The following is a 14632-nucleotide window of genomic DNA, read 5'->3' as shown; positions in this document are numbered from 1 at the left end:
GAAAACGACCCCTCGCCTGGCGGCTCCGTGGCTACCGTGGTTCGGCTCATTAGCCGCGGCTCCGGCCCGCTATGGTCGCATCATGGCTCAGATCAGCCCCGAGAATCTCGAATCGGACGAGCAAGTGCATCAGGGCATGGCGGTGCTCGGACGCCTCGGCCTTTGGGTCCACGGGGTTGATCGCAATTTGCGGGGCCAGGCGCCCGCGAACCTCTCGGCCGAGCTATGTTCCACCGGGAATACCGACGCCCCCTCCGCGTTGAACTTGAGCGTACCCAACTCAAGTTCCCCAGGAGGACTAGGTGCCCGACAACTTCAACGAGGCCGGCGCGAGCTCGTTCGACGAGTTTCTCGCCCGCTATCTCGCGGGTGAGCAGGCCCGTCAGGCTCGGTCGATCGACCTCAGCCGGTTCCTGACCGCGCGCACTCAAGGCATCCTGCAGCAGGCCGGACGCTTCGCGCTCGAGCGCGGCCAGACCGAGCTCGATGCGCTCCACATCCTGCGCGTGATCGTCGAGGACGACAGCGTCAAGCAGGCGATCGAGCGCATCGGCGTCAGCCCTGAGCGGCTCATCAGCGCGACCGAGGCACGGCTGCCCGCGGCATCCGACACCGCTGACATCAACGCGGCCACGATCACGCCGAGCGCCTCCCGCGCGCTGTTCCACAGCTACCAGGTCGCGCGCTCGTCGGGTGCCACGTACATCGATCCCGAGCACCTGTTCTTCGCGCTCGTGCTGGGGCAGGATGCCCCGGCCGGCCAGGTGCTCGCGCGCGCCGGCGTCACCGCTGAGGCGCTGACGCAGGGTCTGCGAGAGCAGTTCGGCGATGACGGCTCCGTAACGCAGGGTCAGCAGACGGATGCCGCAGGCAGCGCGGCCGAGGCATCCGACACCCCGATGCTCGACAAGTTCGGCACCGACCTCACGGCCCTCGCCGAGAATGGCGAGCTCGACCCCGTGATCGGACGCGTCGACGAGATCGAGCAGACGATCGAGATCCTCAGCCGCCGCACGAAGAACAACCCCGTGCTGGTCGGCGAGGCCGGCGTCGGCAAGACCGCGATCGTCGAGGGCCTGGCCCGCGCGATCGTCGAGGAGAACGTGCCCGAGCAGCTGCTCGGCAAGCGCGTCGTCTCGCTCGACCTGCCCGGCATGCTCGCCGGCACCCGCTACCGCGGCGACTTCGAGGAGCGCCTCACCAAGACCATGGAGGAGATCGCCGCCAATAAGGGCGAGCTCATCGTGTTCATCGACGAGGTGCACACGGTCGTCGGCGCCGGCGGTGCCGGTGACGGCGGCATGGACGCGGGCAACATCCTGAAGCCGCGCCTCGCCCGCGGCGAGCTGCACCTCGTGGGTGCGACCACGCTCAAGGAGTACCGCACCGTCGAGAAGGACCCGGCGCTCGAGCGTCGCTTCCAGCCCGTTCGCGTGGGGGAGCCCTCCATCGAGGACGCCGTGCTGATCCTGCACGGTCTGAAGCCCGCCTATGAGGAGCACCACGGCGTCGAGTACACGGATGCCGCGCTGCGGGCGTCCGTCGAACTCAGCGCGCGCTACCTCACCGACCGGGTCCTGCCCGACAAGGCCATCGACCTCATCGACCAGGCCGGCGCGCGACTGCGCCTGCGGCTCGGTGTGAAGACGGATGTCCCTGCCCTCATGACCCGGCTCGCCGAGCTCGAGGCCGACAAGAACGCAGCCGTCACCGCCGAGCACTACGAGGAGGCGTCGCGTATCCGCGACGAGATCTCGAAGGTGCAGGCGAAGCTCGACGAGGCGACCGCCGACGAGCGCGGCCGTGCTGCGGCATCCGCTCAGCAGAACGATGCCGTGATCGACGAGGCGCACGTCGTTGATGAAGCGCAGATCGCCGCGGTGATCTCGCGGGCCACCGGCATTCCGGTGAACCGTCTCACCGAGAGCGAGCGCGAGCGCCTGCACGACCTCGAGGCCGAGCTGCACGCCCGCGTCATCGGACAGGACGACGCGGTCACCGCCGTCGCCAAGGCCGTGCGCCGAAACCGCACGGGCATGGGCGACGCGAAGCGTCCGGTGGGCTCGTTCCTGTTCCTCGGCCCGACGGGTGTCGGCAAGACCGAGCTGGCGCGTGCGCTGGCCGACCGGCTGTTCGACGACGAGGGCGCGATCATCCGCTTCGACATGAGCGAGTTCGGCGAGCGGCACACCGTGTCGCGGCTCGTCGGCGCCCCTCCCGGATACGTCGGGTACGACGAGGCCGGCCAGCTCACCGAGCGCGTGCGGCGAAACCCGTACTCGGTCGTGCTGTTCGACGAGATCGAGAAGGCGCACCCCGACGTGTTCAACCTGCTGCTGCAGGTGCTCGACGACGGACGCCTGACCGACGGCCAGGGTCGCACGGTCGACTTCCGCAACACGGTGGTCGTGATGACCTCGAACCTCGGTTCGGAGTTCCTCGCGTCGCGGTCGGGTGCGCTCGGCTTCGTCGCGTCGACGGATGGCTCGGGGTTCTCGTCGTCGGATGACGTGAAGGCTCGCGTCATGGGCAAGGTGCGCGAGGCCATGCGGCCCGAGTTCCTGAACCGCATCGACGAGATCGTGCTGTTCCAGAAGCTGTCGCAGGCGGAGATCTCGCAGATCGTCAGGCTCATGCTCGGTGCGACGTCGGCGCGGCTCGCGGCTCGCGAGGTCACCATCGAGGTGACGGATGCCGCGGTCGAGTGGCTCGGCGAGCACGGCTACGAGCCCGAGTACGGCGCTCGTCCGCTGCGTCGCCTGATCCAGCGCGAGGTCGACGACCGCATCGCCGACCTGTTCGTCTCGGGTGAGCTCGGCGACGGCGAGGGCGTGCGGGTGGATGCTTCGGACGGAACGCTCGTCGTGGCATCCGTGCCGCGCGCGACCGTGTCGCTCGATCAGGCGGCATAGTCGCAGCGCACGGCTTGGTACCGAAGTGCCGAAGTGCCGAAGTACCGGCAGTTCGAAGGCCCGGTCCTCTCACGAGAGAGGCCGGGCCTTCGGCACATCGGCGTGCGGTGAGCGCCAGATCCGTTCGCACTGCGGGTTTGTTGTTCGTCCCGAGCGGCGCGGTGTGTCCGCGACGCATCCGTGCACCGGCTATGTCACAGCGCTGAGCCGAGCGGTGTCTTCATCTCGACGGCAGAAACGGGGACCGAACCCCGGCCGCCGACGACGCAGGAGGACACGATGACCACGCACACCGCGACCACGCAGACCCCGACCGCGCCCAGGATCCAGCCGACCGAGCTCACCGGCGTGTTCGGCACCGCAGTCAAGCTCGCCGCCCGGCGCATGCTCGGCACGGTGCCCGACTCGATGGGCGTGCTCGCGCACCATCCCGCCCTGATGCGCGCCTCGATGGGCATCGGCCGCAAGGTCGAGGCGCTGGACGAGCTCGACCGCACCCTCGCCTCGTACGCCGTGATGGCGACGGCGGCGTATGTCGGCTGCAGCTGGTGCCTGGACTTCAACTACTACAAGGCGCACCACGAGGGACTCGACGAGGCGAAGGCGCGACACGTGCCGAACTGGCGCGAGGCCTCCGTCTTCACGCCGCTCGAACGCGACGTCATGGCGTACGCCGAGGCGATGAGCCAGACCCCGCCGACCGTGACCGACGAACTTTCGGCGAGGTTACTCGACGCCCTCGGGCCGGCGGCGCTCATCGAGCTCGCGGCCAAGGTCGCGTTCATGAACATGAGCGCGCGCATGAACGTGGCGCTCGGCATCCACTCAGACGGGTTCGCCGACTCGTGCCAGCTGCCGCCGCTCGAGCAGCGAGCGACGACCTCGACGACGGATGCCGCGGCATCCGTTCTCGGCTCGCCCTCATGAGCGATGAGAGCCGGGTTGCCTCAGGGGGACCCGGCGCCCGCGCCCGTCCCTCGATCGACTGGGAAGCCCGATCACCCCTCATCCGCCGAGTCGAGGTGAGTGAGAATCGCGCCCTCGACGCCGGCCGAGGCCGGGTACGGGAAGACATGGCCCACGCCGTCGAGCCAGAGGTGCGCGGCATCCGGAATCAACGCGGCGAGCCGGCGCCCGTGCTCGAACGGAATGAGGTCGTCGTCGGTGCCGTGCACCCACCAGCGTCGGCACCGCGAGCGTCGTCAGGGCGGCTGCCCGGGGTCGCGTCGCGGCCACCGCGGCCTGGTGTTGGCGGAGCGCCCGGAGGTTGAGGCCGTGTCGGTGGCGGAGGTCGTACAGCACCAGCGCGGCGTTCTCCTCGACGTCGACCCCGTCAGGACCGGCCACGCTGATGATCCCGGCGATGCGCTCCTTGACGAGCGCACGTGGGTCCCCGCGGAGCCGGTACTTCAGCAGCGGCAGGCTCCGGATGGCGAGAAGGGCCAATCGCCCGACCCTCGGCTCCGGCAGGGTCGGGTCCGTCGGATCGGGTGAGGTCGACATCAGCGTGAGCGACGCCACCCGGTGAGGTTGCAGGATCGCCACCTCCTGGGCGACCATTCCGCCGAACGACAACCCGATGAGGTGGGCTCGCTCGGTGCCGGTCGCGTCGAGGACGGCGATCGCATCGCGGGCCACGTCGATGAGCGTGTACGGATCCGCGCGGCTCCATTCGGGCATCCAGTCAGACGCGCCGGTACCGCGCTGGTCGAACCTGATGACGCGGTACCCCGAACCGGTCAAGACGCGGAGGAATTCGGGCGGCCAGAGGATCGCATCGCCCCCGAGGGAGATGAACAGGAGGATCGTGCCGCGTTCCCGGCCGACCGGCGGGATCGATTCGTACCAGATGCGGATGCCGCTCGCATCCGTCTCGCCGGTGGTGCCCGTGACCACGCCCTCCAGATCGCTCTCCGCGAGCCGGTCGATCACGGCGTCGATTCCGGCCGGAAGGCGGGGGCCGCCGAACCGGAGCCACGCGGCGAGGGCAGCCAGGCCGGCGAGGAGACCGCCGGCCACGACCATCGTGGTGCGGGAGATCCGGGCGCTCCGCGTGCTCATGACACTCGCGACCGCGTCTCGGCGTGCGCGCGCTCCAGCAGCTCTCGCAGCGTGCCGCGATCCACCCCCGTCAGCCGCGTCAGGTAGAGGCAGACCTTGCTCGCACGGTGCGGGCCCAGCCGCGACATGAGGTCGGGCCAGCGCTCGGAGAAATGCTCGGGGAGGTAGATCGTGTGCTTCGTCGGGTCCGGCGCGAAGGCGAGCCGCGGGGATCGACCCCCGCGTCCGCTCTCGTAGCGGTAGTCGTACGCTCCGAACCCGATGATCCGGCCTGCCCAGACGACGGGCGGCTCGCCGCTGATCTCGCCGAACATCGCGAGCAGCTCGTCGGCCTCGGCGCGGCGAGGACCCGTGACGCGGTCGAGCACCTCGGCCACCGGCAAGTCCGACGGTGACATCGCGGGCTGCTTCGCCGACATGGTCCCTCGCGATCGTGTTCGACGCCCAGCGTACTCCGGCGGCCTTGAGGAGATCCCGGATGCTGCGGGCGGCGGTCGGCGCGTTCGTCGTGGCATCCGTGCCCCGCGCGACCGCGTCGCTCGATCAGGCGGCATAGTCACCTCGCACGGCTCGGTGCCGAAGTACCGAAGTGCCGAAGTGCCGGCAGTTCGAAGGCCCGGTCCTCTCCGAGGAGGCCGGGCCTTCGGCGTTCCCGGCCTCATCGAGTTGCATGGGACCCGGCGACCCGAACTGCATCGGCGGGTAGCGGGACGCGCCGCTGCGCGCACTCAGCTCAGGTTCACGGGAACGACGATCCGTTCGGTTGCAGAGCGCTGGGCGGCGTCGGCGAGAATCAGCGCTGCGCGACCGTCCGCGAACGTGGGACTCGTCGACGGCACACCCCTGACCAGCTTGATGAACTCATCGAGCTCGGCCGCGTAGGCGCCCGCGTACCGTTCGAGGAAGAACTCCTGAGAGGGAGCCTTCGCCTCGACCGAGTCGGCGGTCGACACGCTCACGAGGCTGGTTCCCGCGTTCGCGACCTGCAGCATGCCTCGCCCGCCGAACGCCTCGATGCGCTGGTCGTACCCCATCGCGCTGTGCCGGGAGTTCGTGATCGTCACGAGGGTTCCGGATGCCGCGCGCAGCACGACCTGCGCGGTGTCGAAGTCGCCGTGTCCACGCGCCCCGCCGTCGAACAAGGCCGAACCGGTCGCGAAGACCTCGACGATGTCCGGCACGAAGAACCGCGCCATGTCGAAGTCGTGGATCGTCATGTCCCGGAAGATGCCACCCGACACGCCGACGTAGGAAGCGGGCGGGGGAGCCGGGTCGCGACTGATGATCGAGAGCTGCTCGAGAGGTCCGATCTCGCCAGCCGCGACCCGCGCACGGGCGTTCGCGAACGAGGCGTCGAATCTGCGGTTGAAGCCGAGGGCGACCGGCACCCCAGAGGCCTCGACCTTCGGACGCAGTGCGTCGACGCGAGCGAGGTCGAGATCGATCGGCTTCTCGCAGAGGGCCGGGATGCCGGCGTCCACCGCGCGGGCGATCAGGTCGATGTGCGTCGGCGTGGGCGACGAGATCAGCACGGCGTCTACATCGCCCGACGAGAACACCGCCTCGAGCTCACTCGCCACAACTCCGCCGTGTCGCTGCGCAACCGCGTGCGCGCTCCCGGCGACGGGGTCGTAGACCCGGGTCAGCGTGGCATCTGGGCTCGCGGCGATGTTCGCGGCGTGGACCTGGCCGATCCGCCCCGTCCCGATCAGCGCGAATCGCACGTGGTCAGCAGTCATCCGGTGGGTCCTTCCGGTTCGAATTGCGCTCGGGTCGGCGCGAGAATCGGCGCGGAGATCGGCGCGAGGATCGGAGCGAGGGTCGCGCTCAGAGCCACTCCCGGAGTGCCTCGCGATTGTGTCGTTGGTCGTCGGCTCGCTCTCGCTCGAACTCGGCGAGCTCGACGTCGGGACCGTTCAGCACGTCCTGCTCCACGACGACCCATCCGTCGAAACCCCGTGCGTCGATCGACCGCATGACGGCGTCGAGATCGATCGAGCCGCGCCCGAAGGCGACGAACGCGCCCGACGACCAGACCTCGCGCATCCCGCCCCCCGCTGCGAGCACTCGATGCAGTTCGACGAGGTCCACATCCTTCAGGTGGAGGTGGTTGATGCGCTCGCCCCATCGCTGCACCGCATCGATGGGGTCGCCCCCGGCGATCATGAGATGCCCGGTGTCGAGGGTCAGATCCACGTCGACCGCGCTGAGGAATCTGTCGATCTCGTCGGGCGACTCCACGAACGTGCCGGCGTGGTGATGGAAGGTCGGCTCGAATCCCGCGGATCGCACGATGGCGACCGCGCGTTCGGCATTGGCGGTCAGGCGCAGCCAGCCGGCTTCATCGAGCGGGTCCGTGACCGCCCCAGCTCCCGGCGCGGCGCGCCGCCGTGCCGACCCGTCATCCGCCAGCGTCGGCAGGGGCAGTCGTTGCGGCCCCGCATCTGCCGCATCCGAGAAGATGCCGATCGCGTCGCGAAGTGAAGGCAGGCTCGCCTCGAACGCCTCGTCGTTCGAGAACGGCAACTGGACCCATCCGCCTGCCAGGTCGAGACCGAAACGTGACAGCCGACGGCGCAACTCGGGGCCTCGACCGAAGTAACCGATCGGACCGAGATCCACGCCGCCGTACCCTGCCTCGGCGAGCACCTCGAGCAGGTCGTCCGGCGCGATCGTCGACGCCCCCTCCGGAGTCATCTCGAAGACGCCGAAGCTGACCGGTGCGCCGGCGACCGTCGCCTTCATCGCGCCTCCTCAGCACCGAGCAGGGGACGTTGCGCCCCGCGTTGCTCGTCGTACTCCACGCGAGCCTGACGGGTCGACGGGAGGGTCGACACCTCGGCGACGGGGACATCCCACCAGCCCCCGCCGTCGGGCCCGTCGATCAGCGGGTCGCTGGTGACATGCACGAGCGTCGAACGGTCCGAGGCCTTGGCCGCGGTGATCGCGCGCTTCAGGTCGTCGATCGCGCGGGGCCCGGGCTCGATCTCGGTCACGTCGAGACCGTAGCTGCGCGCGTTCATCGCGAGGTCGACGGGTAGCAGGTCATCCCCCTGGAAGTTGCGTGCGACCGGATCGTAGGCCCGGTACTTCGTGCCGAACCGCTCCGATCCGACGCTCTCCGAGAGACGCCCGATCGACGCGAATCCGTGGTTCTGGACCAGGACGACGATGATCTTGATGCCCTCGGCCACGGCGGTCGCGAGTTCGGAGCTGAGCATCAGGAATGAGCCGTCGCCGACCATCACGACGACGTCTCGATCGTCTCCGGATGCCTCGAGCCCGCCCTTGACACCGAGTCCGCCGGCGATCTCGTAGCCCATGCACGAATAGGCGTACTCGACGTGGTATCCGAGCGGATCCCGCACCCGCCACAGCCGGTGCAGGTCTCCGGGGAGCGAGCCCGCGGCCTGGACGATGACGTCCTCGGGGTCGGTCGTCGACTGCACGGCGCCGATGATCTCGGACTGGCCGGGCAGGGCACGACCGGAGGGCTCGAAGGCCGCGTCGACCGTGGCATCCCACTCGGCCTTCAGACGGTGGATCCGCTCGGCGTATGCGTCGTCGACTCGGTGTCGGTCGACTCCGGCCGACAGGGCGATGAGGGTCTCGCGGGCGTCGGCGACGACCGGCAGATCGCTTCCATGCTTGTACGCGTCGAACGCGGCGATGTTCACATTGACGAAGCGCACCGACGGGTGCTGGAACGCGGTGCGTGACGCCGTGGTGAAGTCGCTGTACCGGGTACCGATACCGATCACGAGGTCGGCTTCGGCAGCGAGGGTGTTGGCTGCCGTGGTGCCGGTGGCACCGACGGCGCCGACGTATGCGGGGTGGTCCCACCGGAGGGATCCTCCGCCGGCTTGCGTCGTGCCGACCGGAATGCCGGTCGCCTCGACCAACTCGCGCAGCTGGTCCTCAGCACCCGAGTAGAGCACGCCCCCGCCTGCGACGATGAATGGTCGTCGCGCGGCACGGATCGCTGCGACGGCGCGATCCAGCACGCCGCGTTCGGGAGCCGGGCGACGCAGATGCCACTCACGCTCCTTCAGGAACTCGACGGGAACGTCGAGGGACTCCGCCTGCACGTCCTCGGGCAGTGCGATGGTCACGGCGCCGGTTTCGGCGGGATCCGTGAGCACGCGCATTGCGCTCAGGGCGATGGAGTACAGCTGCTCAGGACGCTGCACCCGGTCGAAGAACTTCGAGAGCGGACGGAACGCATCGTTGACCGACAGGCCGATGTCCCACGGCTGTTCGAGCTGCTGCAGCACTGGGTCGGCGACCCGCGTGGCGAAGGTGTCGCTCGGCAGGAGGAGCGCCGGCAGCCGGTTCGTCGTGGCGAGCGCGGCGCCAGTCAGCATGTTCGTCGCCCCGGGCCCCACGGAGGCGGCCGACGCGAAGGTCGCACGGCGTCGGTGGATGCGCGCATAACCGACGGACTGGTGCACCATCGCCTGCTCGTTGCGAGCCTGGTAGTAGGGCATCAGTTCGGGCCGATCGACGTTGAGCTGCTTCAGCGCCTGTCCGATGCCGGCGACGTTGCCATGGCCGAAGATCCCGAAGACCCCGGGGATCGTTCGTTCTCGGATGTCGCCGTCGACCGTCCATTGGTTCGCCAGGAACTCGATGAGCGCCTGGCTCACCGTCATCCTCCGTGTTGCCGCCATCAGTGCCGCCCTTCCTGTAGGTCTCCGTACGGCAGTCGTGGATCGACCTCCTGTGCGCCCCATGTCGTGCGCAGCCACGCGTGGGCGGGGTCGTCGGTGATGTGCCAGGCCCGCGCGGGGTCGGGGCCGGCCATCACGTTCAAGTAGTAGAGGTCGTACCCCGGTGCCGCCGCCGCCGGCCCGTGGTAGCCGTACGGCACCAGCGCGATGTCTCCCGTCCGTACGCTCGCGTCGATGTCGATCTCGCCCGCCGGCGACGCGTATGCGCTGAAGAGACCGAAGGCCCCGGCCGAGACATCCGCCCCCGAATCGGGCGACCCAGCGGTCGGTGCGACCTCGAAGTAGTAGATCTCCTCGAGGCGGGACTCCTGACCGGGCATATGCTCATCGTGCTTGTGCGGCGGATACGACGACCAATTGCCGGCCGGCGTGATGACTTCGCAGACGATGAGGCGTTCGGCATCGAGCACGCCCGGGGTTCCGAAGTTGTGGACCTGCCGGCTGGATGCCCCCGCACCGCGCAATTCGACGGGCGTCTCCGCGGCGGCGAGGTACCGATTCGGGTGGCGCGTCGTCGTCGGCGATGACGCGACCGCGACGCGACCCTCGCCGTGGATCACCGCGGTCGATCCGGTGGCGAGGTAGAGCACATCGGTCGGGCCTGCGAACACGCTGGGGCGACCCTCGAGCCGCGTCGCCGTCGTCGTCTCCCGATCGGTGTGTTCGACCGTGAACGATCCCGCGAGCGGAACCACGATGCGTTCGACGCCGGGATCGGTCAGCCGCAGCGCCCTGCCGGCCTGCACGTCGGCCACCCGGAGCCCGGTGTGAGCCCAGCCCGGCGTGGAGGCGTCGACGACACTCTCCCAGTCATCGCGCGCGAGGTCGCCTCGGCGATGGAACCAGCGTTCCCCTGCAACATCCATCACGTCAGGGCATCCCATCGTCGGTGTGCTGCTGGTCGACGTGCACGAGGCGCGCAGCGATGTCCACGGCTGCGGCGACGTCATCGTCATGGGGATACAGGAGCGATCGGCCGACCGTGAGCCCGCGAACGCCCGGGAGCGACAGCGCGACCTCCCAGGTCGAGAATGCCGCGTCCGGATCGTCACTCCGTTCGCCACCCAGCAGGAGGGTGGGCATCGTGGTCGCCGCCATGACGCGTTCCATGTCGGGTACGACGGGGAGCTTCAGCCAGGTGTAGGCGCTGAGGGCGCCGAGGCCCGTTGCGATCGCCACCGAGCGAATCACCGCCTCGGTCGAGACGTCATTGACCACACGATCGTCGATCCGCCGGCTCATGAACGGCTCGATCATGATCGGGAGCCCGGCTCGCGCACTCTGCGTCACCGCCCGCGCCGCGGCTTCCAGCGTCCGGGCCGTCGCGCGGTCATCGAGGTCGATGCGCAACAGCAGCTTCGCGAAGTCGATGCCGTGCTCAGACATCGAGTCCGCGTCATAGCCCGTGAATCGGTCGTCGATCTCGAACGCGGCACCCAGCAGGCCGCCTCGATTCATGGAGCCGACCACGATCTTGTCGTCCAGCAGGCCGAGGGTTGCGAGATCGTCGATGATGTCGGGACTGCCGAGCACCCCGTCGACACCCGGCCTGCTCAGGGCGACGGCCAGCCGCTCGAGCAGGTCGTAGCGGTCCGCCATCGCCATCGGGTCGGCGCCGACGCCGAGCGCGCCTCGAGCCGGATGATCGGCGGCGACGATGAGCAATCGTCTGTCGCCTCGCAGAACGTCGCGCCGCGTGCGTGATGCCAGCGCCGAACGGATATCTGCGGGTCGGTGCGCACGGATGTCGCGCAGTCGTGCGAAGTCACTGGGAAGCAGCAGTCGCGTGCCCGGCATGTCAGTCACCCCCCAGAAGATCCTCGATCTCGGACGAGAACGGCATCGCCGTCGAGCACTCGAGCCTGCCGGCCACGATGGATCCGGCGATGTTCGCGAATCGCAGTGTGCGTTCGAGGCTCCAGCCCTCGAGAAGGCCGTGGCAGAGTGCACCACCGAACGCGTCACCGGCACCCAAGCCGTTCACGACGTTCACCGGATACGGGGGTACGACGACGGTCTCGGACCGGGTCTTCGCGAGGACACCCTCGGGCCCCTGCTTCACGATCGCCAATTCGACGCCGCGCTCGAGCAGGGCGTCGGCGGCTCGCTCGGGTTCGGTCTCGCCCACCGCGATCTCGCATTCCTCGCGATTGCCCACCGCCACAGTCGCGTGTTCGAGGGCGATCGCCGCCTGTCGCGTCGCCTCGGACGAGTCCACCCAGAACATCGGACGATAGTCGAGGTCGACCACCGTGTGCGGTGCTCGACCGCGAGCCTCGAGTGCGGCGACATGGACGGCCCGACTGGGCTCTTGGCTGAGGCCCGTCAGCGTGAACCACAGAACGGCGGTCGTGCGAATCGCATCGACGTCCAACTGATCGAGCGAGAGGTTGAGGTCCGGGGCTTTCGGCTCGCGGTAGAAGTACAGCGGGAAGTGGTCGGGGGGAGCGATCTCGCAGAACGTGATGGGCGTCGGGTACGTCGGGTCGATCGCCACGAACCGGGTCTCGACGCCCAGCCGGTCCAGCTCGCGTTGCAGGTACCTCCCGAACGGGTCTTCGCCCACGCGCGAGACGAGCGCGGCGCGGTGGCCGTGGCGCGCGACCGCGACGGACACGTTCGCGGCGCTCCCGCCGAGGTACTTGCCGAAGCTCGTGACGTCTTCGAGCCCGATGCCGCTCTGCAGCGGGTAGAGATCGACGCCGAGCCGGCCGAAGACGAGGACCTGGGGTGCCGCGTCGCCTGGTGTCGGGTGCGGGACACTGTCAAGAATCGACCTGCTCACCGGAGGAGTGCGCCGATCTCGGAGAAGGAATCGCTGTAGCGATCGAGGAGCGAACGCGCCACACCCACCGAATCGACGAGTGGATGCGCCGCGAACGCCCGCCATGCCTGTTCGCGCGACTGGTGGCGAACGGCGCTGATGATGAGGCGCTCGGCTGACTTCACCTGCGTGATCAGACCGAGCATCTCTCCGGTGACGGGGGCGATCGGCCATGGGCGCACTCCGCCGCCATCGACGACGCACCCCACTTCGACGACCGCGTCTTCGGGCAGCTGCGGCACGAGGCTGTTGTTGCGTACGTTGAGGATCATCGTCGCAGGTCGACCGGTGGCGAGCGCGGCCATGAGGTCGAGCGCGACCTCGTGATATCCGCCGCCGTCCACATCCGACTCGAGGCGCTGCTCGTCGGCGCCCCGGCTCTCCGCCATGTAACTCGATTCGCGCTCGTGTCGAGCGGTCAGCCAGGTCGCGAGCGGGTCGTCTCCAGGGGCTCCGTAGAACGTCGCTTGTTGGCGGTCGATGAACTCGCCGCGGGTCGAGCTCGCCGAGCGGATGCGAGCGGTCGCTTCGCGCGTGAAGTAGTAGTAGTAGAGGTATTCGTTCGGGAGGGCGCCCAACGCTCGCACCCAGTCGAAGCCCATCAGGCGGGCTTCCTCGATGCCTTGCAGCGCATGGTCGGATTCGAGCAGCTGCGGCAAGAGGTCCTTCTCGCCAGCGGTCATCGACCGCAGCCAACCGAGGTGGTTCAGGCCGACGTAGTCGAACCGGACCTGGTCGGGAGCCTCGCCGACGGCGGCGGCGGCGCGGCGCATCAGGCCGATCGGCGTGTCGCAGATCCCGACGACCCGATCGCCCAACACGCGCTGCATCGACTCGGTGACGATGCCCGCTGGGTTCGTGAAGTTGATCACCCACGCTTCGGGGGCCACCCTGCGGATCGTCTCGGCGAGACGAGTCATGAACGGCACCGTACGGAGCGCGTATGCGAGCCCTCCGGCACCGACCGTCTCCTGTCCGAGCACGCCGAGGTCGAGCGCGGTGCGCTCGTCCACGATGCGTCCGTGGGTGCCGCCGATTCGCACCGCGCTGAACACGAAATCGGTGCCACGGAGCGCGTCTTCGAGGTCGGTCGTGATCGTGATGCTCGGCACGTGACGTCGCTGCCTCGAGAGCCGCGCCAAGATGGCGCCGACCGTCTTCAGGCGCGATTCGGAGACGTCGTAGAGACGGAGTTCGTCGATTCGAACTGGAGCATGGTCGGCAGAGACGGCCTCGAAGACCTGAGGCACTCGGAAGCCGCCGCCCCCGATGATGGTCAGCTTCACGCGACCGTCACCTCGACGCCTGCGCCTCGCAACACGTCGAGCGTTGCCGCGTCGGCATCGTCGTTCGTCACGATGGCCGAGATCTGCTCGGGTCCGCACACGCTCAAGACGCCGACCCCGGGGAACTTCGACGAGTCCGCCAGCACGACGGTGTGCTGCGACGACTCGATCATCGCCCGCTTGACCGGAACTTCCATGCCGGTCGTGTCGGAGATCGTACCGTCGGCCCTGATGCCGCTCGTACCGAGGAAGCAGGTGGTCGCACGGATCTGCGCGAGCGCCTGCTCGGTCAGGGTGCCGATCATCGAGTTATAGTTCTTGCGGACGGCGCCGCCAAGGACGATGAGCTCGACCACGTCGTCGTTCCGCAGTTCGTCGATGACCGCGAGACTCGAGGTGATGACGGTGATGCGACGGCCGCGGAGTTGGCGGGCAAGCAGCGCGGTCGTCGTGCCGATGTCGATGATGACGACGTCTCCCTCGGTCACCAACTCGGCGGCCCGCTCCGCGATGCGCGCCTTCTCGGGGTGGTGCTGTCGTTCGACGTCGCTGAAGGGTATCTGGTCGGGCTCGACGCTGCCCCCGCCGCGTACTCGCCGCAGGAGACCCTCAGCGCTCAGCGCGTTCAGGTCGCGGCGGATGGTGGAAAGGGAGACGCCGAACTGCTCGGCGAGCTCTTCGACGGTGACTTCGCCGTCATTGCGCAGGGAGTTCAGGATGCGCGCCTTTCGCGTTGCTGTGAGCATGTGCATGATCGTAGCAGTCACTCGCGAGCATGAATTGACGCAACTCCGTTCATCAGAGAGTATGTTCACGCAA

The 14632-nt window shown here is 68.7% G+C and carries 12 protein-coding genes; 2 read left to right on the top strand and 10 right to left on the bottom strand.

The genetic code is table 11. The annotated features are described in order from the left end of the window. Nucleotides 1-302: 302 nt before the first annotated feature. Together AB0K73_RS17220 and AB0K73_RS17215 are read left to right on the top strand one after the other, a co-directional pair. Nucleotides 303-2912, top strand: coding sequence for an ATP-dependent Clp protease ATP-binding subunit (locus AB0K73_RS17220; protein ID WP_360515852.1), 2610 nt, complete (start codon nucleotides 303-305; stop codon nucleotides 2910-2912). 279 nt (nucleotides 2913-3191) lie between these two features. After that, complete coding sequence (locus tag AB0K73_RS17215) at nucleotides 3192-3839, top strand: carboxymuconolactone decarboxylase family protein (RefSeq protein ID WP_360515849.1); 648 nt, start codon at nucleotides 3192-3194, stop codon at nucleotides 3837-3839. A gap of 78 nt (nucleotides 3840-3917) precedes the next feature. Here AB0K73_RS17215 and AB0K73_RS17210 read toward each other — a convergent pair whose 3' ends face one another. The 10 genes from AB0K73_RS17210 to AB0K73_RS17165 form a co-directional block, all read right to left on the bottom strand. After that, on the bottom strand, nucleotides 3918-4973 hold the full coding sequence (locus tag AB0K73_RS17210; RefSeq protein ID WP_360515846.1) for an alpha/beta fold hydrolase: 1056 nt from the start codon (nucleotides 4971-4973) through the stop codon (nucleotides 3918-3920). After that, nucleotides 4970-5371: a DUF1801 domain-containing protein gene (locus tag AB0K73_RS17205; protein WP_360515843.1), complete on the bottom strand. Its 402-nt coding sequence runs from the start codon at nucleotides 5369-5371 to the stop codon at nucleotides 4970-4972. Before AB0K73_RS17205 ends, AB0K73_RS17210 begins: the two co-directional genes overlap by 4 nt. 330 nt (nucleotides 5372-5701) lie before the next feature. Further along, nucleotides 5702-6712: an inositol 2-dehydrogenase gene (iolG, locus tag AB0K73_RS17200; RefSeq protein ID WP_360515840.1), complete on the bottom strand. Its 1011-nt coding sequence runs from the start codon at nucleotides 6710-6712 to the stop codon at nucleotides 5702-5704. An 88-nt stretch (nucleotides 6713-6800) separates the two neighbouring features. After that, nucleotides 6801-7718 (bottom strand): sugar phosphate isomerase/epimerase, encoded by a 918-nt coding sequence (locus AB0K73_RS17195; RefSeq protein WP_360515837.1) that lies wholly within the window; start codon nucleotides 7716-7718, stop codon nucleotides 6801-6803. Further along, complete coding sequence (gene iolD, locus AB0K73_RS17190; protein WP_360516411.1) at nucleotides 7715-9625, bottom strand: 3D-(3,5/4)-trihydroxycyclohexane-1,2-dione acylhydrolase (decyclizing); 1911 nt, start codon at nucleotides 9623-9625, stop codon at nucleotides 7715-7717. Before iolD ends, AB0K73_RS17195 begins: the two co-directional genes overlap by 4 nt. 17 nt (nucleotides 9626-9642) lie before the next feature. Continuing rightward, nucleotides 9643-10569 (bottom strand): 5-deoxy-glucuronate isomerase, encoded by a 927-nt coding sequence (iolB, locus tag AB0K73_RS17185; RefSeq protein ID WP_360515834.1) that lies wholly within the window; start codon nucleotides 10567-10569, stop codon nucleotides 9643-9645. A gap of 4 nt (nucleotides 10570-10573) precedes the next feature. Continuing rightward, the gene (locus AB0K73_RS17180) at nucleotides 10574-11500 is read right to left on the bottom strand and encodes a deoxyribose-phosphate aldolase (RefSeq protein ID WP_360516408.1); all 927 of its coding nucleotides are present in this window, start codon (nucleotides 11498-11500) and stop codon (nucleotides 10574-10576) included. A gap of 1 nt (nucleotide 11501) precedes the next feature. Next, a complete protein-coding gene (gene iolC, locus AB0K73_RS17175; protein ID WP_360515831.1) occupies nucleotides 11502-12488 on the bottom strand; it encodes a 5-dehydro-2-deoxygluconokinase in 987 nt (328 codons plus the stop codon). Further along, complete coding sequence (locus tag AB0K73_RS17170; protein ID WP_360515828.1) at nucleotides 12485-13813, bottom strand: 6-phospho-beta-glucosidase; 1329 nt, start codon at nucleotides 13811-13813, stop codon at nucleotides 12485-12487. The genes iolC and AB0K73_RS17170 overlap by 4 nt, the downstream gene beginning before the upstream one ends. Further along, nucleotides 13810-14559 carry a DeoR/GlpR family DNA-binding transcription regulator gene (locus tag AB0K73_RS17165; protein ID WP_360515825.1) on the bottom strand — a complete coding sequence of 250 codons (750 nt, stop codon included), beginning with the start codon at nucleotides 14557-14559 and terminating at the stop codon, nucleotides 13810-13812. The genes AB0K73_RS17170 and AB0K73_RS17165 overlap by 4 nt, the downstream gene beginning before the upstream one ends. Nucleotides 14560-14632 lie beyond the last annotated feature (73 nt).

Source organism: Agromyces sp. NPDC052230 (genome assembly GCF_040679595.1).
GTDB lineage: Bacteria > Actinomycetota > Actinomycetes > Actinomycetales > Microbacteriaceae > Agromyces.
This window is presented reverse-complemented; position numbering and strand designations above follow the sequence as displayed.